Source organism: Rhizobacter sp. P2_D12 (genome assembly GCF_056404395.1).
This window is the reverse complement of sequence record NZ_JBFUEB010000012.1, coordinates 50,458-71,383: the sequence shown is the minus strand read 5'-3', so window position 1 is coordinate 71,383 and position 20,926 is coordinate 50,458. Positions and strand designations below refer to the sequence as shown.

General features: G+C 70.0%; 18 protein-coding genes. 8 read left to right on the top strand and 10 right to left on the bottom strand.

The features are described 5' to 3' along the window. The first annotated feature begins 82 nt into the window (after positions 1–82). From AC1DYN_RS06105 to holA, 4 genes are all read left to right on the top strand, one after another. Positions 83–988: a LysR family transcriptional regulator gene (locus AC1DYN_RS06105; protein WP_477958222.1), complete on the top strand. Its 906-nt coding sequence runs from the start codon at positions 83–85 to the stop codon at positions 986–988. Positions 989–1,089: 101 nt separating this feature from the next. After that, the gene (leuS, locus tag AC1DYN_RS06100) at positions 1,090–3,714 is read left to right on the top strand and encodes a leucine--tRNA ligase (protein WP_477958221.1); all 2,625 of its coding nucleotides are present in this window, start codon (positions 1,090–1,092) and stop codon (positions 3,712–3,714) included. A gap of 78 nt (positions 3,715–3,792) precedes the next feature. Continuing rightward, positions 3,793–4,281 carry an LPS-assembly lipoprotein LptE gene (locus AC1DYN_RS06095; RefSeq protein WP_477958220.1) on the top strand — a complete coding sequence of 163 codons (489 nt, stop codon included), beginning with the start codon at positions 3,793–3,795 and terminating at the stop codon, positions 4,279–4,281. A gap of 16 nt (positions 4,282–4,297) precedes the next feature. After that, the gene (gene holA / locus AC1DYN_RS06090; RefSeq protein ID WP_477958219.1) at positions 4,298–5,410 is read left to right on the top strand and encodes a DNA polymerase III subunit delta; all 1,113 of its coding nucleotides are present in this window, start codon (positions 4,298–4,300) and stop codon (positions 5,408–5,410) included. Between the two features lie 25 nt (positions 5,411–5,435). Here the strand turns inward: holA and AC1DYN_RS06085 are convergent, their stop codons facing one another. From AC1DYN_RS06085 to AC1DYN_RS06055, 7 genes are read right to left on the bottom strand one after another with little or no spacing between them, the layout of a single operon-like run. Continuing rightward, positions 5,436–6,326 carry a 2-hydroxyacid dehydrogenase gene (locus AC1DYN_RS06085; RefSeq protein WP_477958218.1) on the bottom strand — a complete coding sequence of 297 codons (891 nt, stop codon included), beginning with the start codon at positions 6,324–6,326 and terminating at the stop codon, positions 5,436–5,438. After that, entirely contained in the window at positions 6,323–6,805 is a 483-nt protein-coding gene (locus AC1DYN_RS06080; protein WP_477958217.1) for a CinA family protein, read from the bottom strand. The genes AC1DYN_RS06085 and AC1DYN_RS06080 overlap by 4 nt, the downstream gene beginning before the upstream one ends. Further along, positions 6,802–7,326 carry a phosphatidylglycerophosphatase A family protein gene (locus AC1DYN_RS06075; RefSeq protein WP_477958216.1) on the bottom strand — a complete coding sequence of 175 codons (525 nt, stop codon included), beginning with the start codon at positions 7,324–7,326 and terminating at the stop codon, positions 6,802–6,804. The genes AC1DYN_RS06080 and AC1DYN_RS06075 overlap by 4 nt, the downstream gene beginning before the upstream one ends. Next, positions 7,323–8,276: a thiamine-phosphate kinase gene (gene thiL, locus AC1DYN_RS06070; protein ID WP_477958238.1), complete on the bottom strand. Its 954-nt coding sequence runs from the start codon at positions 8,274–8,276 to the stop codon at positions 7,323–7,325. Before thiL ends, AC1DYN_RS06075 begins: the two co-directional genes overlap by 4 nt. 10 nt (positions 8,277–8,286) lie before the next feature. Beyond that, the gene (locus tag AC1DYN_RS06065) at positions 8,287–9,138 is read right to left on the bottom strand and encodes an SPFH domain-containing protein (protein ID WP_477958215.1); all 852 of its coding nucleotides are present in this window, start codon (positions 9,136–9,138) and stop codon (positions 8,287–8,289) included. 36 nt (positions 9,139–9,174) lie between these two features. Next, on the bottom strand, positions 9,175–9,852 hold the full coding sequence (locus tag AC1DYN_RS06060) for a response regulator transcription factor (RefSeq protein ID WP_477958214.1): 678 nt from the start codon (positions 9,850–9,852) through the stop codon (positions 9,175–9,177). Beyond that, positions 9,849–11,882: a PAS domain S-box protein gene (locus AC1DYN_RS06055; protein ID WP_477958213.1), complete on the bottom strand. Its 2,034-nt coding sequence runs from the start codon at positions 11,880–11,882 to the stop codon at positions 9,849–9,851. Before AC1DYN_RS06055 ends, AC1DYN_RS06060 begins: the two co-directional genes overlap by 4 nt. 146 nt (positions 11,883–12,028) lie before the next feature. Between AC1DYN_RS06055 and AC1DYN_RS06050 the strand changes: the two genes are divergently transcribed. From AC1DYN_RS06050 to AC1DYN_RS06035, 4 genes are all read left to right on the top strand, one after another. Continuing rightward, the gene (locus AC1DYN_RS06050; protein ID WP_477958212.1) at positions 12,029–14,323 is read left to right on the top strand and encodes an NADP-dependent malic enzyme; all 2,295 of its coding nucleotides are present in this window, start codon (positions 12,029–12,031) and stop codon (positions 14,321–14,323) included. Positions 14,324–14,690: 367 nt separating this feature from the next. After that, positions 14,691–15,026 (top strand): guanyl-specific ribonuclease, encoded by a 336-nt coding sequence (locus tag AC1DYN_RS06045; protein ID WP_477958237.1) that lies wholly within the window; start codon positions 14,691–14,693, stop codon positions 15,024–15,026. A gap of 43 nt (positions 15,027–15,069) precedes the next feature. Continuing rightward, positions 15,070–15,465 (top strand): barstar family protein, encoded by a 396-nt coding sequence (locus AC1DYN_RS06040; RefSeq protein WP_047501403.1) that lies wholly within the window; start codon positions 15,070–15,072, stop codon positions 15,463–15,465. A gap of 265 nt (positions 15,466–15,730) precedes the next feature. Then, positions 15,731–16,333 carry an outer membrane beta-barrel protein gene (locus tag AC1DYN_RS06035; RefSeq protein ID WP_477958211.1) on the top strand — a complete coding sequence of 201 codons (603 nt, stop codon included), beginning with the start codon at positions 15,731–15,733 and terminating at the stop codon, positions 16,331–16,333. Here the strand turns inward: AC1DYN_RS06035 and rsmA are convergent. The 3 genes from rsmA to AC1DYN_RS06020 are packed head-to-tail and all read right to left on the bottom strand — an operon-like array spanning position 16,321 to position 20,802. Further along, positions 16,321–17,085 (bottom strand): 16S rRNA (adenine(1518)-N(6)/adenine(1519)-N(6))-dimethyltransferase RsmA, encoded by a 765-nt coding sequence (rsmA, locus tag AC1DYN_RS06030; RefSeq protein ID WP_477958210.1) that lies wholly within the window; start codon positions 17,083–17,085, stop codon positions 16,321–16,323. The two genes, AC1DYN_RS06035 and rsmA, sit on opposite strands and share 13 nt — an antisense overlap. 10 nt (positions 17,086–17,095) lie before the next feature. Then, the gene (locus tag AC1DYN_RS06025; RefSeq protein ID WP_477958209.1) at positions 17,096–18,433 is read right to left on the bottom strand and encodes a peptidylprolyl isomerase; all 1,338 of its coding nucleotides are present in this window, start codon (positions 18,431–18,433) and stop codon (positions 17,096–17,098) included. After that, complete coding sequence (locus AC1DYN_RS06020; RefSeq protein WP_477958208.1) at positions 18,430–20,802, bottom strand: LPS-assembly protein LptD; 2,373 nt, start codon at positions 20,800–20,802, stop codon at positions 18,430–18,432. Before AC1DYN_RS06020 ends, AC1DYN_RS06025 begins: the two co-directional genes overlap by 4 nt. Between the last annotated feature and the right edge of the window lie 124 nt (positions 20,803–20,926).

The window sequence follows — 20,926 nt, the reverse complement described above, 5'->3', positions numbered from 1 at the left end:
CGCCTGCCAGCGGTACCCACCGTGACGCGCGCGCGCGGGATTGCCCGGCCTTCGTGCCCTGACAGAAGAGAGTCGTCCTGCCATGCGTGACCCAGTCACCTTCGACCAGCTGAAGATCTTCATCGCCTGCGTCGAACGAGGTAGTTTTTCCGGTGCGGCGCGCAAGCTGCACCGCACCCAGTCGGTAGTGAGCCAGGCCATCGCCCAGCTCGAGCGCCAGATCGGCGTGACCCTGTTCGACCGCAGCGGCCGCCTGCCGACGCTGACCGACGAGGGCCGCGCGCTGCTGGCCGACGCGCGCATCGTCGCGCGCGGCGTCGACGGCTTCAAGGCGCGCGCCAAGAGCCTGTCGGACGGGCTCGAGCCCGAGCTGTCGGTCGCGATGGATGCGCTGTTCCCGATGGACTGGCTGACCCAGGCGGTCGGCGCCTTCCGCACCGAGTTCCCCGGCACGCCGCTGCGCCTGCACGTCGACGCGATGGGCGCGATCCTGCAGCCGGTGCTGGACGGCCAGTGCCGCATCGCGGTGATCGGCAGCCTGCCCGAGGTGCCGGACACGCTGGAGTCGCACCCGCTGCTGGACGTGGCCGCGGTGACGGTGGTGGCGCCGACGCACCCGCTGGCGGCGCATGCCGGCCCGATCCCGCGCGCGGTGATCGAGCAGCACGTGCAGCTGGTGCTGACCGACCGCTCGCGCTTGACCGCTGGACGCGACTACGGCGTCGTGTCGCCGATCACCTGGCGGCTGGCCGACCTGGGCACCAAGCACGCGTTCCTGCGCGCCGGTTTCGGCTGGGGCCACATGCCGCGGCCGCAGGTCGAGGCCGACCTGGCCAACGGCTCGCTGGTGACGCTGGAGGTCGAGGGCCTGCAGTCGGCGCCGTCGGTATTCGCGATGCGCTCGGTGCACCGCAAGGACGCGCCGCCGGGGCCGGCGGCGCGCTGGTTCCTCGACTGGTTGAAGCAGGCGGAGGCGGACCGGGCCTGAGCAAGCGGGAGCAACTTGCGGCGCCAGGCGCGCTCGGAATGGCGGGACGGCTTCCTATAATCGTCCCTCGCTCCCCGAGCCACCTCCCGGCGCCGTAACCGATGACTCCCGACTTCAAGCCCACCGAGATCGAACGCGCCGCCCAGGCCGCGTGGACCGCTGCCGATGCCTACCGCGTCACCGAAGACGCCAGCAAGCAGAAGTTCTACGCCTGCTCGATGCTGCCGTACCCCAGCGGCAAGCTGCACATGGGGCACGTGCGCAACTACACCATCAACGACATGCTCACGCGCCAACTGCGCATGAAGGGCATGAACGTGCTGATGCCGATGGGCTGGGATGCCTTCGGCCTGCCGGCCGAGAACGCGGCGATCAAGAACAAGGTGCCGCCAGCGAAGTGGACCTACGACAACATCGCCTACATGAAGCGGCAGATGCAGGCCATGGGCCTGGCCATCGACTGGAGCCGCGAGATCGCCACCTGCTCGCCCGACTACTACCGCTGGAACCAGTGGCTGTTCCTGAAGATGCTGAAGGCCGGCATCGCCGAGCGCCGCACCCAGGTCGTCAACTGGGACCCGGTCGATCAGACCGTGCTGGCCAACGAGCAGGTGATCGACGGCCGCGGCTGGCGCTCGGGCGCGCCGGTCGAGAAGCGCGAGATCCCCGGCTACTACCTGAACATCACCAAGTACGCCGGCGAGCTGCTCGACTACGTGCAGGAGCAGCTGCCCGGCTGGCCCGAGCGCGTCAAGCTGATGCAGGAGAACTGGATCGGCCGCAGCGAGGGCGTGCGCTTCGCCTTCCCGCACAGCATCTCCGGTGCCGACGGCGCGCCGATCGGCGGCGGCCGGCTGTACGTCTTCACGACCCGGGCCGACACCATCATGGGCGTCAGCTTCTGCGCGGTCGCGCCCGAGCACCCGCTGGCCGCGCATGCGGCGGCCGCAAACCCTGCCGTCGCCGCCTTCATCGAGGAGAGCAAGGCGGGCGGCACCACCGAGGCAGAGCTGGCCACGCAGGAGAAGAAGGGCGTGCCCACCGGGCTGGTGGTGCAGCACCCGATCACCGGCGAGAACGTGCCGGTGTGGGTCGGCAACTACGTGCTGATGAGCTACGGCGACGGCGCGGTGATGGGCGTGCCGGCGCACGACGAGCGCGACTTCGCGTTCGCGAAGAAGTACGGGCTGGACATCCTGCAGGTCGTCACGATCGATGGCGAGCACTTCAGCTACGACCACTGGCAGGAGTGGTACGCCGACAAGCAGCGCGGCATCACGATCAACTCCGACAACTTCAGCGGGCTGGATTACCAGAAGGCCGTCGACGCGGTCGCCGCGGCGCTGGCCCACAAGGGCCTGGGCGAGAAGAAGACCACCTGGCGCCTGCGCGACTGGGGCGTCAGCCGCCAGCGCTACTGGGGCACGCCGATCCCGATCATCCATTGCGACGAGCACGGCGCGGTGCCGGTGCCCGAGAAGGACCTGCCGGTCGTGCTGCCCGAAGACGTGGTGCCCGACGGCAGCGGCAACCCGCTGAACAAGCGCGCCGACTTCCTGAACGTCGCCTGCCCGGTGTGCGGCAAGCCGTCGCGCCGCGAGACCGACACGATGGACACCTTCGTCGACAGCTCGTGGTACTTCATGCGCTACTGCGACGCCAGCAACGACCGCGCGATGGTCGGTGCCGGCACGCAGTACTGGATGCCGATGGACCAGTACATCGGCGGCATCGAGCACGCGATCCTGCACCTGCTGTACGCGCGCTTCTGGACCAAGGTGATGCGCGACCTGCACCTGGTGAAGGTGGACGAGCCCTTCACCAAGCTGCTGACGCAGGGCATGGTGCTGAACGAGGCCTTCTCGCTGACGCACGACGGTGCCGGCAAGGACTACTTCTGGGCCCACGAGCTCGACATCGAGCGCGACGAGCACGCCCATGTGCTGTCGGCGGTGCACAAGGCGAGCGGCAAGCCGGTGCTCTACGAGGGCTGGACCACGATGTCCAAGTCCAAGAACAACGGCGTCGACCCGCAGGACCTGATCGAGCGTTTCGGTGCAGACACCGCGCGCCTGTTCGTGATGTTCGCTTCGCCGCCGGAGCAGACGCTGGAATGGAACGACCAGGGCGTCGAGGGCGCGAACCGCTTCCTGCGCCGGGTCTGGAACTTCGCGGCGAAGAACGCGGCCGCCATCACCGGCGCCGGCCCGGTCGGCAGCGTGGCGAAGGACGCGCAGCCGCTGCGCCGCGAGGTGCACACCCTGCTGCGCCAGGTCAGCTACGACTACGAGCGCATGCAGTACAACACCGTCGCCTCCGGCGCGATGAAGCTGCTGAACGCGCTCGAAGGCTTCAAGGGCGATGCGCCGGCCGTCGTGCGCGAGGGCTTCGGCATCCTGCTGCGCGCGCTGTACCCGGCCTGCCCGCACATCACCTGGACGCTGTGGAACGAGCTCGGCTATGCGGGCGGCCCGGGCGGGTTGGGCGACCTGCTGGACGCGCCGTGGCCGCAGGTCGACGAGGCCGCGCTGGTGCAGGACGAGATCGAGCTGGTGCTGCAGGTGAACGGCAAGACGCGCGGCGCGATCAAGGTCGCCGCCGGCGCGGACAAGGCCGCGATCGAGGCGGCGGCGGTCGCGAGCCCCGACTTTGCCAAGTTCTCCGAGGGCAAGTCGCCGAAGAAGGTGATCGTGGTGCCGGGCCGCCTGGTCAACGTGGTCGTCTGAGGGATGGCCCCCCAGTCGCTTCGGTCCTGCCCCCGAGGGGCGTCGTTCGCCTTGGGGCGGCCCAGCGGCGAACCCCGCATGCGGCGCCGTTCCGTGCTGCTGTCGCTGGCCGCCGTCCTCGCCGGCTGCGGCTTCGAGCTGCGCCGCGCACCCGAGCTGCACTTCAAGGCCATCGCGCTGACCGGCTTCAAACCGCAGTCGCCGCTGGCCGCCGACCTGCGCCGCAACCTGCGCTCGGTCGACGGCACGCAGGTGGTCGATGCGGTGGCGCAGGCGCAGGTGGTGCTGGTGTCGCTGACCGACGTGCGCGAGAAGGGCGTGGTGTCGTCCGGCACCGCCGGCCAGGTGCTCGAGGTGCAGCTGCGCTCGCGCTTCAGCTTCCGGCTGCACACGCCCGGCGGGCGCGAGCTGATCCCGCCGAGCGAGATCCTGCTGACGCGCGACATGACCTACAACGAAGGCATCGCGCTCGCGAAGGAGCAGGAAGAGAACCTGCTGTACCGCGCGATGGAAAACGACATCGCCGCCCAGGTGCTGCGCCGGCTCGCGTCGGTGCAGGCCCTTTGACCACGACCGATTTCCGATGCAGCTGCGTGCGGACCAACTCGCCGGCCATTTGCGCCAGGGCTTGAAGCCCCTCTACACCATCCATGGCGACGAGCCCCTGCTGGCGCAGGAGGCGGCCGACCAGATCCGCGCCGCGGCGCGTGCGGCCGGCCACACCGAGCGCCAGGTGCACACCGTCGCCGGTGCCCATTTCGACTGGAGCAGCCTGCTCGGCGCGTCGCAGGCGCTGAGCCTGTTCGCCGACAAGCAGCTGATCGACATCCGCATCCCGTCCGGCAAGCCCGGCAAGGACGGCTCGCAGGCCTTGCAGCGCTACTGCGAGACGCTGTCGCCCGACGTGGTCACGCTGGTGCAACTGCCCAAGCTCGACCGCACGCAGCAAAGCAGCGGCTGGTTCGTCGCCCTGGATGGGGCGGGCGTCACGGTGCGCGTCGACCCGGTCGAACGCCGCGCGCTGCCGGCCTGGATCGCGCAGCGGCTGGCGGCGCAGGGCCAGCGCGTCGAGGACGGCGAGCGCGGGCAGCAGACGCTGGCCTTCTTCTCCGACCGCGTCGAAGGCAACTTGCTGGCCGCCCACCAGGAGGTGCAGAAGCTCGGGCTGCTGTACCCGGCCGGCGCGCTGAGCTTCGAGCAGATCGAATCGGCGGTGCTGAACGTCGCGCGCTACGACGTCTTCAAGCTCGGCGAGGCGGTGCTGGCGGGCCAGGTGGCGCGCGCGTTGCGCATGCTCGACGGGCTGGAGGCCGAAGGCGAGGCGGCGGTGCTGGTGCACTGGACGCTGGCCAACGACATCCTCGCACTGCGCCGGGTGAAGGATGCGATGAACGCCGGCAAGCCGCTGGCGTTGGCGCTGCGCGATGCGCGGGTGTGGGGCGCCAAGGAACGTTTGTTCGAGCGCGCGGCCCCGTTGCTCGGCGACGACGCGCTGGCCCAGCTGGTCGAGGCGGCGCAGGTGTGCGACGGGCTGGTGAAGGGGCTGAAGCACCCCGACTGGCCGTTCGAACCGTGGCAGGGGCTGCGCCGGCTGGTGCTGATGGTGATGCAGCAGGTCACGCAACAGGCCGCACCGGCACCGGGGACGCTGCGCGGCGGGCCGGCGTCGAAGTTGCCGCTGGTGCTGCGGGCCTGACATTCCGGATAGCGGCCATCGGCCGCTAATAGCCGCGCCGGCGGTCGACCAGATGTTGCAGCGGCTGCCCGCTGCGCAGCGCCTGGACATTCTCCGCCGCGACCTGGGCCGCGCTGCGCGGATCCGTCTGCGCCGCGACATGCGGCAGCACCGTCACCTTCGGGTGCCGCCAGAACGGGTGCCCGGCCGGCAACGGCTCGGTCGCAAACACATCCAGCACCGCACGCTTCAGCTGTCCGCCGTCCAGCGCCGCCAGCAGGTCGGCTTCGACCACCTGCGCGCCGCGCGCCAGGTTCACGAAGCTCGCGCCGCGGCGCATCCGCGCGAAGCGCTCGCGGTCGAACAAGCCGCTGGTGGCCGGCGTCAGCGGCAGCAGGCTGATCACGACGTCGGCCTGTTCCAGCACGTCGTCGAGCGGGCCGCCGCGGCTGCTCCAGCCCGTCACCTCGAACCCTTGCTGCGCGAGCCGCTCGGCCACCGCCCGCCCCATCTGCCCCTGGCCCAGCACCGCGACCCGGGTCTCGTCGGCGCGCCGCTGCGCGAGCTGTCGCCACGAACCATCGCGCTGCTGCGCGGCATAGTCGAAGAAGTCGCGCTGCAGCGCGAGCGTCGCCCACAGCGCGGTCTCGGCCATCGCGGCATTCATCGCCGGATCGACCATGCGCGCGAGCGGCACGTCCGGCGGCACCGACGGGTCGCGCAACAGCTTGTCGACACCGGCCCACAGCGACTGCACCAGGCGCAGCGCCGGCAGGTCGCGCAGCACGCCCGCGGGCGGGTTGGCGACGATCGCGATGTCGATGTCCTCAGCGCCGCGCTCGAGGTGCAGCGTCTCGCCCGGCAACGCCGCCTGCAGGGCCGGCAGCCAGGCCGCCCATTCGCCGGGCGTGAAGTCGGCCGCCAGCAGGATGCTCATGACGCGGCCTGCAGCAGGCGCATCAAGGCCTGCGCCACCGTCTGCGTGCGCACCGCCGCGCGGTCGCCCGGCAACTGCAGGCGCTCGGCCTGGACGGCGCCACCGCGCTGCGCCCATGCGAGCCACACGGTGCCCACCGGCTTGCCCGGCACCGCGCCGCCGGGGCCCGCGATGCCGGTGACCGCGACGCTGAAGCGCGCGGCCGATTGCCGCAAGGCGCCCTCGGCCATGGCGCGCGCCACCTCCTCGCTGACGGCGCCGTGCTGCGCGATCAGCGCCGCCGGCACGCCCAGCATCTGTGCCTTGGCCTCGTTGCTGTAGGTCACGAAGCCGCGCTCGAACCAGTCGCTGGAGCCGGCCACCGAGGTGCAGGCGGCGGCGATCAGCCCGCCGGTGCACGACTCGGCGGTCGCGATCGAGCCTCCGCGCTGCCGCAGCGCACGGGCCAGGGCCAGCACCGCGGGCTCGAACTCGATCACAGGAACCTCCACAGCGCGATCACCAGCAGCGCGCACAGCGCGGCCACCGCGTCGTCGAACAGGATGCCGAAGCCCTGGGCCCAGCCGATCGGCTGGCCGCGCCGTGCCTTGAAGCGGGCGTCGGCCCAGGCCACCGGCCCGGGCTTCACCGCATCGAAGAAGCGGAACAGGCCGAAGGCCACCGCCTGCGCCAGCAGGCTGGCCGGCGTGACGAGCCACAGCACGGCCCAGAAGGCCAGCACCTCGTCCCAGACGATGCTGCCGGGGTCGGCCACGCCGAGGTGGCGGGCGGTGACGGTGCAGGCCCACCAGCCGACCAGGCTGCCTGCCGACAGAACCAGCAGCCAGGCGAGGTCGCCCAGGTGCGGCTGCATAACGAGGAAGGCCAGCCAGGCCCACAGCGTGCCGACGGTGCCGGGCGCCACCGGCGACAGGCCGCTGCCAAAGCCGAGCGCGATCACGTGCGCCGGGTGGCTGAACATGAAGCCGATCGTGGCTCGCCGCGGAAGGGTGATCGTCATGGCTTGAAATGGTCGAACGCGGAGAAGCGCTGGTCGACGGCGGCACCGGTGCGGTCGACCAGCTGCAGGCCGGCGGTGGCCTCGATGCGGCCGATGCGCGTGACCGGCACGCCGGCGGCGCGGGCGGCGGCCTGCACGGCAGCGGTGCGCGCCGGCGCCGCGGTGAACACCAGCTCGTAGTCGTCGCCGCCGGCCAGCGTGCAGGTGCGCTGCAGCGCCAGCGGCTGCGCGGCCAGCACGGCACTGCGCGGCAGGGCGTCGACCTCGACGCTCGCGCCCACCTGCGAGCGCCGCAGGATGTGGCCGAGGTCGCCGAGCAGCCCGTCGGAGACGTCGATCGCGCTGCTCGCGACGCCGCGCAGGGCCGTGCCCAGCGCGACGCGCGGCACCGGCAGCTCCATCGCCGCGCGCACCTGCTCGAAGCCGTCGCCGGGCAGTGCGACCTGGCCGCGGAACACCTCGAGCGCGAGCCGCGCATCGCCCAGCGTGCCGCTGACCCACAGCTCGTCGCCCGGCTGCGCGCCCGAGCGCAGCAGGGCCTGGCCGGCCGGCACTTCGCCGAACACCGTGATGCACAGGTTCAGCGGGCCCTGCGTGGTGTCGCCGCCGACCAGCTCGCAGCCGTGCGCATCGGCCAGCGCCAGCAACCCGCGCGAGAAGCCGTCGAGGAAGGCTTCGTCGATGCGCGGCAGCGCCAGCGCCAGCGTGAAGGCCAGCGGCTGCGCGCCGCAGGCGGCCAGGTCGCTCAGGTTCACGGCCAGCGCCTTGTGGCCCAGCCGCTCGGGCGCCACGGTCGACAGGAAGTGGCGGCCCTCGACCAGCATGTCGCTCGACGTGGCCAGCTGCATGCCGGGCGCCAGGTTCAGCAGCGCGCAGTCGTCGCCGACGCCCAGCGCCGCGCGCCGCACCGGCCGCGTGAACCAGCGTGCGATCAGGTCGAACTCGCCCAGCGCCGCCATGTCACTTGCCGATGGTGATCAACGGCGCGGTCTGCATGTTGGCCGGGATCACGACGGTGGTGGTGCCGCCCTTGTCGGCAAACTTCTGCAGCGCCAGGTTCGACTCGTGCTGCAGGTATTCGCGCGTCAGGCTCTGGTTGATGATCTGGTTGGCGCGCGCGATGCCCTCGGCCTTCTTGACCTCGACCTGCGCCTCGGCCTCGGCGATCGCGATGCGCTGCTTGGTGGTCTCGAGCTGCTTCTGCGCTGCCACTGATTCCTGGATCGCCTTCTCGATCGCCGGGTCGGTGGTGAGCGATCGGATCACGACGCGGGTCACGACGAACACGCCCCTGTCGTTCGTGTCCAGCTCGGCCTGCAGCGACTTGCGCACTGCCAGCCCCAGCTCCTCGCGCTGCGTGTGCATCACCAGGCTGTCGATGTGCGAGGCCTGCTCGTAGATCGAGTTGCGTGCCACGCGCTGCAGCAGCGCATAGGCCGGCAGGTAGGTGCGGCTGCCCTCGTCGCGCGTGTGCTGGCCGGCGTACTTGACGTACAGGTCGGCGATCGAATCCTGCTGCACGCGGTAGTAGACCGTCACGTCGAGGTCGCGCAGCGACAGGTTGTCGCGTGCCTTCGGCGTCAGGTCGTTCAGGTCCAGGCCGATCTCCTTGGCCGAGAACTCCTGCACCCGGCTGATGCCCGGGATGCCGACGTAGATGCCCGGTTCGATCTCTTCCGGATTGACCTTGCCGAGCGTCGTGCGGATGCCGACGTTGCCCGACTCGATCGTGCCGCAGCTGGTGACGCCCACCACCACCGCCAGCACCACGAGCGCGGCCACGACCGCGCGAATCAAGCCCTGGATGCTCATCGCGAAACTCCTCCTGCCGCCATTATGTTTCGCGGATCAGCCGTCGCGCATCAGGTTGGCCAGCTCCACCGCCGACTTGACGTCCATCTTCTCGAACACCCGTGCGCGGTGGACCTCGACCGTGCGCACGCTGATGTTCAGCTCGTCGGCGATCACCTTGTTGGGCCGGCCGTCGATCACGCGCTCCATCACCTCGCGCTCGCGCTCGGTGAGTTCGGCCAGGTGCTGCTGCACCGCGAGCCGCTCGCGGCGGCGCAGGATCGCCTGCGTGCTGCGCGCGAGCGCCTGCTCGACGCGGTCGACCAGCGCATTGTCGGAGAACGGCTTCTCGACGAAATCGAAGGCACCGCGCTTGACCGCGGCGACCGCCGTCGGCACGTCGCCATGGCCGGTCAGGAAGATCACCGGCAGCGCCTGCAGCAGGTTGCGCTCGGCCAGCCGCTCGAACAGCGCCAGCCCGCTGGTGCCGGGCATGCGCACGTCCAGCACCAGGCAGCTCGGGGAGGCCGGCCAGCCGCCCGGCGCGGCCGCCGCGAGGCGCGGGCCCAGCATCGCCTCGAAGGCCTCGGCGCTCGCGAACCCCTCGGACAGCAGCCGGCGCGAGCGCAGCAGCCAGGCCAGCGCCTCGCGCACGACCTCCTCGTCGTCGACGAGGTACACCATCGGCAGGCCCAGGTGGGCGGCGGAGGACGGGGCGGCAGTACTGCTGGTCATGGGGTGGCGTTCTTGCTGTCGGCGGGCAGCGTGAACCTGAATTCTGCGCCGGTCTCGCGGTTCTCGAACATCAGCAGCCCGCCGTGCTGCTCGATCACCGTGCGGCACAGGCTCAGGCCCAGCCCCATGCCCTCGGGCCGGGTCGTGAAGAACGGCGTGAACAGCCGCGGCGCGACGTCGTCGGCCACGCCGGTGCCGCGGTCGATGACGCTGAACGCGACCCAGCGCGCATCCACCGGCCGCACCCGGATCAGCAGCTCGCGATCCGCCGCCGGCGTGTGCGATTCCATCGCCTGGATGCCATTGCGCGTCAGGTTCAGCAGCACCTGCTCGAGCATCGTGCGGTCGCACACCACGCGCGGCATCGGGCGCGGCAGGTCGAGCTCGATGCGCGTGCCGCTCTTGCGCGCCTGCAGCCGCACCAGCGGCAGCACCGCTTCGATCAGCACGTCGGCGCGCACCGGCTCGCGCGCCTGCTCGCGCCGGCGCACGAAGTCGTGCACGCTCTTGATCACGCGGCCGGCGCGCTCGGCCTGCTCGGCGATGCGCTGCGCGGCCTGGCGCAGCAGCGGCAGCGTGTCGCTGCCGTCGGTTCCGTCGGCCTGCGCATCGCCGATCAGGTTCAGCGAGCCGGCCGCATAGCTCGCGATCGCGGCCAGCGGCTGGTTCAGCTCGTGGCTCAGCAGCGAGGCCATCTCGCCGACGGTGGCCAGCCGCGCGCTCGCCTGCAGGCGCTCCTGCTGCTGGCGCGAGACCTCCTCGATCTTGCGCTGCGCGCTGACGTCGAGCGCAGCACTCATCCAGCCGGTGTGGCGGCCGGCACCGTCGACCAGCGGGGCTTCGAAGATCATCACCGCGAAGCGCTCGCCGTCGCGGCGCATGAACACCGTCTCGTAGCCCTCGCGCGGCGGCACCGTGCCGGCCAGGCGCACCTGCTGGCGCTTGGTGTATTCCGAGGTCAGCTCGGGCGGCCAGTAAGGCGGCGTCGTCTGGCCCACCAGCTCGGCGGCACCGAAGCCCACCATCTCGCAGAAGGCCGGGTTCACGTAGGTGATGCGGCCCTGCAGGTCGCGCGCGCGCAGGCCGGTGACCAGAGAATCCTCCATCGCCTTGCGAAAGCGCAGCGCCTCGGCCAGCGCCGACTCGGCCCCGGCGCGCCGACGCACGTCGCGCACCAGCAGCAGCACGACGCCGCCGAGCGCGAGCGACAGCCCCATCACGAGCGCGGTGCTGAGGTTGGGGATCAGGCGCGGCCGGCCGGCGCTGCTGTCGACGCGCAGTTGCAGGCTCAAGCCCGGCAGGTCGACCAGCCGCTCGGCGACGAACACGCCGGCCCCGCGCGGCAGCCCGACGCGCGCGAGCCGCGTGCCGTCGCCTTCGACGAAGGACAGTTCGTGCCCGCGCTGCACCTCGTTCGTCACCGTCTCTTCCAGCAGCCGGCTCAGCGCGAAGGTGCCGGCCATGAAGCCCAGCTCCTGGCCGCTGCCGGGAATCGGGATGCACACGTCCATCACCTCCATGCCGAGCCCGCCGGGCAGCGGCACGAAGTAGCTGCGCGAGTAGGCCGGGCTGCCCTGGCGGCGCGCGGTGGTGCAGGCGAGTTCGGTCTCGAGGTCGATGTCGTCGCGGCGGATCTGCGTGAAGGCCGAGCCGTGCAGCGGGGAGTCGACGCTCTCGGTGATGTCCAGCTGCAGGTTGCGCCGCTCGATGCGCAGCAGCTCGCGGTGGGCGCGCAGCAGGTCGGCCGCATCGACGCGCCATTGCGGCAGCGACGGGTCGTTCCACAGCAGCGCCTGCAGGCTCTGCAGGTCGCGGCCCAGCGCCTGCTTGAGGTCGCCGGCGGTCGCCGCGGCGGTGGCCTCGACCTGCTCCTGGGCGCGGCTGCTCTCGTAGCCGAGCGTCAGCCACACCAGCAGCGACTGCGCGACCAGCAGCAGCGCGACCAGCGCGACCCACGGCAGGGCCCGGCGCCAGCGGCGCGGCGGCACGTCGGCGGCAGCAGGGGTGGGGGCAGGGGAAGGCACGGCCATCGGCAACGACAGGTAGCCCCCGCAGTATTGCGAACGGCCGGGTCAAACAGATACGCAGTTTCGCGCATGAGTGGACAGGCAGGCTTGGGCAACACTGCCGGGCGCTCCTACAATCATTTCCCCTTCGAGAGTCAAGAGACCCTGCCATGGCCCAATCAGACAACAAGCACGCGGAACTGCGTCAAGCGGCTCTCGAGTACCACGAGTTCCCGGTCCCCGGCAAGATCGCGATCGCGCCGACCAAGCAGCTGATCAACCAGCGCGACCTGGCTCTCGCCTATTCACCCGGCGTCGCCGCGGCCTGCGAGGAGATCGTCGCCGACCCGGCCAACGCCTTCCGCTACACCGCACGCGGCAACCTGGTCGCGGTCGTCACCAACGGCACCGCGGTGCTGGGCCTGGGCGACATCGGCCCGCTGGCCGCCAAGCCGGTGATGGAAGGCAAGGGCGTGCTGTTCAAGAAGTTCGCCGGCATCGACGTGTTCGACATCGAGCTGAACGAGAAGAACCTCGACAAGCTGGTTGACATCATCGCCGCGCTCGAGCCCACCTTCGGCGGCATCAACCTCGAGGACATCAAGGCCCCCGATTGCTTCTACGTCGAGCGCGCGCTGCGCGACCGGATGAAGATCCCGGTGTTCCACGACGACCAGCACGGCACGGCCATCACCGTCGGCGCCGCGGTGCTGAATGCGCTGAAGGTGGTCGGCAAGGACATCGCGAAGGTCAAGCTCGTCACCTCGGGCGCCGGCGCGGCCGCGCTGGCCTGCCTGGGCCTGCTGGTCAAGCTGGGCCTGCCGCGCGAGAACATCTGGGTCACCGACCTGGCCGGCGTCGTCTACGAGGGCCGCACCGAGCTGATGGACGAGGACAAGATCCAGTTCGCGCAGAAGACCACGCACCGCACGCTGGCGCAGGTGATGGACGGCGCCGACATCTTCCTCGGCCTGTCGGCCGGCGGGGTGCTGAAGAAGGACATGGTCGCGACGATGCGCGACAAGCCCATCATCCTCGCGCTGGCCAACCCGACGCCGGAGATCCTGCCGGAAGACGTGAAGGAAGTGCGCTCCGACGCGATCATCGCGACCGGCCGCACCGACTACCCGAACCAGGTCAACAACGTCCTGTGCTTCCCGTACATCTTCCGCGGCGCGCTCGACAGCGGCGCGACCACCATCACGATGGAGATGGAGATCGCCGCGGTGCACGCGATCGCCGAGCTGGCGCAGGCCGAGCAGAGCGAGGTGGTGGCGGCCGCCTATGCCGGTGCCAACCTGAGCTTCGGCCCCGAGTACCTGATCCCGAAGCCGTTCGACCCGCGGCTGATGATGAAGATCGCGCCGGCCGTCGCGCAGGCGGCGGTCGATTCCGGCGTCGCCACGCGCCCGATCAAGGACATGGACGCCTACCGCGAGAAGCTGCAGAGCTTCGTCTATGCCTCCGGCACGACGATGAAGCCGATCTTCACGCTGGCCAAGTGCGCGCAGCACAAGCGCGTCGCCTTCGCCGAGGGCGAGGAAGAACGCGTGCTGCGCGCGGTGCAGGTGGTGGTCGACGAGAACCTGGCGCGCCCGACGCTGATCGGCCGGCCCGAGGTCATCGCGCAGCGCATCGAGAAGTTCGGCCTGCGCCTGAAGGCCGGCACCGACTACGACCTCGTCAACACCGAGCACGACGAGCGCTACCGCGACTACTGGCAGACCTACCACCGCATGATGGCGCGCAAGGGCGTCACCGCGCAGCTGGCGAAGATCGAGATGCGTCGCCGGCTGACGCTGATCGGCGCGATGCTGCTGCACAAGGGCGAGGTCGACGGCATGCTGTGCGGCACCTGGGGCAACACCGCGATGCACCTGCAGTACATCGACCAGGTGATCGGGCTGCGCAAGGGCAGCAAGACCTATGCGTGCATGAACGGGCTGATCCTGCCGAACCGGCAGGTGATGCTGGTCGACACGCACGTCAACTACGACCCGACCGCGGAGCAGCTGGCCGAGATCACCGTGATGGCGGCCGAGGAGCTCAAGCGCTTCGGCCTGCGCCCGAAGGCGGCGCTGCTGTCGCACAGCAACTTCGGCTCCAGCAACCAGCCGTCGGCGATCAAGATGCGCGAGGCGCTGGCGCTGCTGCATGAGCAGGCACCGTGGCTCGAGGTCGACGGCGAGATGCACGGCGACGCCGCGCTCGACGCCGGCTACCGCGCCGAACTGATGCCGATGAGCACGCTGTCCGGCGAAGCCAACCTGCTGGTGCTGCCGAACATCGACGCCGCCAACATCAGCTACAACCTGCTGAAGACGGCGGCCGGCGGCGGCATCGCGATCGGCCCGGTGCTGCTGGGCGCGGCCAAGCCGGTGCACATCCTGACCCCGTCGGCAACGGTGCGCCGCATCGTCAACATGACCGCCCTGACGGTCGCCGACGCGAACGCCGCGCGCTGATCTGACAGCGCCGGGCCGACGCGCGCGCCAAGCACATCTTGGTGCGTGCGCCGGAAATGTCCGGGGGCCCCGCACGGACATGTGACAGCCCTGTCACCAAGCCGATCCGCCGGTCTGTCGCCAGGTCAGTCGCGGAGGCCCTTTGTTTTTCAACTCGCTCTGCGAGTGTGAGTAAACACTAAGTTCATCTGTCCCTTGCCCCAAATTGAGGCAACGGCTTGAGCTTTGCGGACCGATTCGGTACCATCTCGGTTTCCGAATTCAGGGATAACCCGTGTCTCTCTCCGGTTTGCTGGCCGGTTCTGGAAGCCAGTTCGTGAGCCGTGTGCTGGTGCCCGCCGTGGCATCTGCAGTGCTGGCAGGCCTGGTGGTCACCGGTGTTCCGGCGGCCGCGAAACCGCCGGCTCCGGAGATGGCCACGGTGGCGCTGACGGCCTTGCCGCCGGAAGCCCAGGCCACCGATCGGCTGATCCGCTCGGGGGGACCGTTTCCGTATCCCAAGGATGGCAGCGTGTTCGGCAACCGCGAACGCCAGCTCCCGGCACAGCGCCGGGGCTATTACCGCGAATACACCGTGACAACCCCGGGAGCAAGAAACCGCGCTGCAAAGCGCATCGTGTGCGGCGGCTACCAGATCACGACGCCACAGACGTGCTACTACACCGACGACCACTACGCGAGCTTCCGCCGCATCGTGCAGTGAGCGCCAGTTGATGGATTCTTTTGAACCAAGGAGGAACGAGACCATGCTCTTGCAGACCGTCCGTCCAAACATCGTCCAGTCGATACGCGCCTACCGTGTCGAGGATCTGCAGGAGGCCGCGCAGTCGGTCGGCCAGCATTTCCTCTATGCCAACCTGACCAACGCCCAGTCCAAGCAGGACGTGCTGGACAGCATTGCCGAGTCCTTCCTGTTCCCGTCGCACTTCGGCAAGAACCTGGATGCGCTGTACGACTGCATGACCGATCTGGTTCACAAATCCGGCGCCCAGCCCGGCTTCGTCGTCGTGCTGGAGCAACTGCCCGACAACCCGCGCTTCGACCGCGAGGCCCGCGAGCAATTGCTCGATGTCTTCCGCGATGCGGCCGATTTCTGGGCGGAGCGAAAAATCCCATTCAGGTGCTTCTATTCTTTTCAGTAGCCCGCTCCCAGGAACAAGGGTCATGGGAGCGGGCGACGGAAACGGCCCAGATTGCAGCTGACAGCAAGCCCGCCAAGCCGGCGGCGAAGAGTGCAGCCAACGCGAACTTCGGAATGAACATGCCGATGATGAGCAGTGCGTTCGACACCTCGATGTGGCTGAACGCCGCCTGATCGACGAACCCCTGTCAAGGCCCGCTTCGGCGGGCCTTTTCTTTTGCGTCACAGTCGGCACAATGCGCGCCACACAACGACAGGGAGGAACCATGGCATTCGGTCTGGGCGCACGCGCGTGTCTTGCGGCGGCAACGGCCCTCGGGATGGCCGCTGCGGCGGCGGCACAGGACAGTCCCTTGGCGGTCCAGCCGCTTTCGGCGGCCGATCCGCAATCCGGCTGGTACGTGTCCGGCGGCCCCGGCGTCAGCCGATACCACGTGCTGAAAGAGCAGTCCGGGCCCGACGGGCACGAGACCCTGACGGGGCACGGCGGCAAGCTGATGCTCGGCTACCAGTTCCGGCGCTCGCTGCGGCTCGAGGCCGGCGCCGTGTCGCTCGGCTCCGACTGGAAAACCGGCCCGGCCATCGCGCTGGTCGGCGCCATCCACCTCGGCGACCGCGTCGCACTGCTCGGGCGTCTGGGGGCCTACTACCGGCGCACGGCCCGCAACGACACGTTCCTCGGCATCAACAACGGCGACCGGGACGAAGAGGGCACCGAGCCGACCGTGGGGATCGGCGTCGAGTGGTACCTGCAGCCGCACACGTCCGTCCTGTTCGAGTACGAATCCTTCGAATCGAAGGTGCAGTACTGGTTCGACGAGACACGCGGCGCCAACATGGCGACGCTGTCGTTGCGCTACCGCTTCTGAACCGCCTGCACCAGCGCCAGGTAGTCCGCCACCGGTACTTCCTCGGCGCGGCGCTGCACGTCGAAGCTGCCGCCGAAGCCGCGCTCGTCGAGCCAGCGGCCCAGCGTGTGGCGCAGCAGCTTGCGGCGCTGCGAGAACGCCACCGTCACCAGCTCGCCCAGCAATGACTGCGGCACGCCGGCGGCATCCGGCAGCGGCTGCATGCGCACCACGGCCGAGTCGACGCGCGGCGGCGGGTCGAAGGCCTCGGGCGGCACGTCGAGCACCGATTCGATGTCGTAGCGCCACTGCAGCATCACCGTCAGGCGGCCGTAGTCCTTGCTGCCGGGCGCGGCGGCCATGCGCTCGACCACTTCCTTCTGCAACATGAAGTGCTGGTCCTGCACCTGCTCGACCGCGTCGAGCAGGTGGAACAGGATCGGCGTCGAGATGTTGTAGGGCAGGTTGCCGACGACACGCAGCTTGCGGCCGGCCTGCGCGGCCAGCGCGAGGAAGTCGACCTTCAGCACGTCCGATTCGACGACCGTCAGCTCGCTGCGTTTGCGCAGCCGGGCCGCCAGGTCGCGGTCGAGTTCGACGACGGTCAGGTGCCCGCTGCGTTCGACCAGCGGGTCGGTCATCGCGCCCAGGCCGGGCCCGATCTCGACCAGCGTCTCGCCGGGTCGCGGGTCGATGGCATCGACGATGGCGCCGATGACCGCGTCATCGGACAGGAAATGCTGCCCGAAGCGCTTGCGCGGGATGTGCTTCACGGGACCGCGCTTACTGCGGCGCCTCGCGCATCTCGATGTAGGCCCGGGCCCGCAGGTCGCGCGACCACTCGCTGTAGGCCTCGTCGAACTTCTGTTCGCGCAGGATGTTGCGGGCCTGCTCGCGCTGCTGCTTCGCGTCGAGCGACATGCGGCGGCGATCGACCACCTGGATCAGGTGCACGCCGAAGCGCGACACCACCGGCTCGGACAGCCCGTTCAGCGGCAGCGCGTTCATGGCCTCCTCGAACTCGGGCACGAAGCTGCCCGGCGAGGCCCAGCCCAGGTCACCACCCTGCGCCGCGCTGCCGTCCTCGGAGTTGTCGCGCGCCAGCTGGTCGAAGTTGCGCGAGCCGCTCTGGATCTGGCGCTTCATCTCCTGCAGCCGCCGCACCGCGGCGTCCTGCGACAGCTGCGGCGACACGCGCAGCAGGATGTGGCGCGCACGCGTCTGCGTCACCGAGAAGGCGCCGCCTTCGCGCTTGTCGATCAGCTTCATCACGTGGAAGCCGGCACCGCTGCGCAGCAGCGTGGGGGCCACCTCGCCCGGCTTCAGCCCGCGCACCGCCTCGACGAACACGTCGGGCAGGCGGTCGGCCGGGCGCATGCCGATCTCGCCGCCCTTGGCCTTGTTGCCGTCCTCGGAGATCTCGCGCGCCACCACGTCGAACGGGGCGCTGCTGCGCACCCGGTTCAGGGCCGCCTCGGCACGGGTGCGGCGCTCGGCGACCAGGGCCTCGCTCGCGTTCTCGGGCACGGTGACCAGGATCTGCGCGATGTTGTACTCGGTGGCGCTGCCGGCCGCGGCGCGCTGCTTGTCGAGCACCGCGTCGATCTCGGCGTCGGTGATCTTGATGCGGCCCTGCACCTCGCGTTCGCGCAGGCGCTCGACCATCAGCTGGTCGCGCACGTTGTTGCGAAAGCGCGTGTAGTCGATGCCTTCCTTCTTCAGCCGCTCGCGCAGCTGCGCCGGCGTCAGCTGGTTCTGCGCCGCGACGTTGGCGACGGCACGTTCCAGCTCGACGTCGTCGATCTTCTGGCCGACGTCGCGCGCGTTGGTGATCTGCACGCGCTCGTCGATCAGCGCGTCCACCACCTGGCGGCGCAGGTCGTCCTCGGGCGGCAGCTTGGCGTTGCTGCGCGCCGCGTCCTCGCGCAGGCGGTCGATGCGCTGCTGCACCTCGCCGGCGGTGACGAGTTCCTGGTTGACGATGGCGACGATGTAGTCGGCGGTGCGCGGGCGCTGGGTGGCCGGCGGGGTGGGCGTCTGGGCCTGCACGGCCGCCGACGCAAGGGTCGCGGACAGCAGCGACATCAGCGCGCGGGAAGCAAGGCGTTGGAATGCAATCATGGTGTCGTGGGGCTCGCAGCGGTCGCGGCAGGATCGTCGCGCAGCAGGCGGTAGCCGGGGATATTGTCCTTCAAGACCTTCAGGGGGTTTGTCCCGAGGCGCGACAGGCCGACCAGCTCGAGCTCGAAGCCGAGCGTCGTGGTCGCGTCCTGCTGGCTGGTCGACAGCCGCTTGGCGACGACGCGGCCGATCCAGCAGCCGGCGTCGTATTCGAAGCCGACCACCGAGTCGGTGATCCGGCTGTCCTTCATGCTGTAGTTGATGCGCCCGACGGTGTACCACGCGCCGGTGCAGCGCCCGCCGCGGTCGCTGCTTTGCCCGGGGCGGCCGTACAGCGGCCACTGCCAGCCCACCTCGAACTGCTCGCTCTCGCCGCGCTTGAGGCGGTAGTTGGTGTTGATCGTGCGATAGGGCCCCGGCGAGTAGCGCACGCCGACGATCGAGCGCACCGTCTGGTGCGTCTCGGGGCTGTACTGCAGCGCGGCGTCGAGCTTCCAGTGCTTCAGCATGCTCGACGAGCCGGTCAGCAGCAGGTCGGACACGCTCTGCGTGATCGGCTGCTCGTCCGGCGTGATGCGCTGGTCCTGGAACAGGAAGCGCTGGGCCACGCCCAGGCGCAGCGTTTCGGAGCCGTCGCCCGCGTCGATCACCCGCGTCGTGACGCCGGCCGTCAGCTGGTGCGCATCCGACACGCGGTCGGCACCCGAGAAGCCGTTCTCGGTGTAGATCGAGTCGAAGTTGAAGTCCTTCTCGGCCGAATCGAAGTTCGGCAGGCCGTTCTGCTCGCGGTACGGCGTGTTGACGTAGAAGAGGCGCGGCTCCATCGTCTGGCGCACCGACTTGCCGAACAGCGTGGTGTCGCGCTCCAGCACCCAGGCGCTGTCCAGGCTGAAGGTCGGGATCACGTGGCTGTACTGGGTGCGGCCGTCGGGCAGCGGCTGGTCGAGCCGGTAGCTCGCGGCATTCAGCAGCACCTTGGGCGTCAGCGTCCAGCCGGGCGTGCCGAAAGGCCAGGCCAGCGAGCCCTGTGCGTGCAGGCGCGAGCCCAGCGGCCGCGGCGTCGCCGGCGTGCCGTCCGGGTTCAGTTCCGGCAGGTGGCCATCGGGGTTCACGAAGCGGTTGACCTCGGCCTCGACGCCGAGTTCAAGCCCGCCGCGCAGCTGCTGCCAGGTGCGCACGCCGAGCTGCGGCAGCCGGTCGTACGGTGCCGGCAGCGGGCTCGCCGGGTCCTGCAGCACCTGCCAGCGCTCGACGCGCGCGTAGGTGGTCCAGTCGGCGAAGTCGCTCGCCACCTGGGCATCGCCCAGCAGCAGGCGTGGCGTCAGGCTGTTGATGCCGCGTGGCAGGTCTTTCCAGTAGTCGTCGTCGCTGACGCGCATCAGGTTCGTGCGGTAGCGCGTGTTGCCGAACACCAGGCCTTCCTGCTCGATGTTCAGCGCGCTGCGCGTGATGCCGGCCAGTCGGTCGTTCGGCAGCAGGTTCAGGTCGAGCCGGCCCTCGTGGCCGGGTTCGAGGTAGCGGAACTCGGTGTCCAGGCCGGCGCCGCGCTTCGAGATGATGGCCGGCGTCAGCGTCGCGTCGCGGTTCGGCGCGATGTTCCAGTAGTACGGCACCGACACCTGCAGGCCGCTCTTGTTGTCGAGGTCGATGCTCGGCGGCAGCCAGCCGGACTTGCGCTCGTCGCTGAGCGGAAAGCTCAGCACCGGCGCGCCGAGGATGGGCACGCCGTAGAAGCGCAGCACCGCGCCTTGCGCGATGCCTTCGTTGTTCGCGAAGTCGAGCTTGACGCGGTCGGCCGACAGGATCCAGTCGGGCGTGCTGCCGTCGCTGCCGTCGACCAGGCAGCTGGTGTAGGTGGCACCGGTCGCCACCGTCAGCTGCTCGCCGATGAAGTCGATGCGCTCGGCGCTGCCGCCGGCCTGCGTGCGCGAGAAGAAATAGGTCGGCCGCAGGAAGTAGCCCTCGAAGCGCTCGACCTTCAGCTGCAGTTCCGGCCCGGTATAGGTATTGCCGTCGCGGGTCACCCGCACCTTGCCGGTGGCATGGGCCAGGTCGTTCGCCTGCTCGTAGCTCATGCGGTCGGCGCTGATGCGCATCGTGCCGCGGCTGAACTGGGCGTTGCCCTCGGCGACCATGTCCTGGTCGGGGCGGGCGCGCACCTCGTCGGCCTCGAGGACGACGGGCTCGGCGGCGGCCGGTGCCGACGCGGTGCGGCCCGGGGCGGATGCGGCCGAGGACGCCGCAGAAGCCGCAGGAGCAGGCGCGGCCGGCATCTGGCTCCACCCGGTCGACGCCCAGCCCGCGACCGAGGCCAGCAGGCCGAGGCGGATCGCGTGAACTGAAAGGCGAAGTCGGAACGGCGGCAGCAACAAAAGAGAGCGAGGGCAGGCGGAGGAAGTGTCTCGGCGCCACGGCACCCGGCACGGGTGACAGGCGGCGCGCCCAGGGCGATTTGTAGAATCGATTATCCACGAGCTGTACCATCCGCCACCC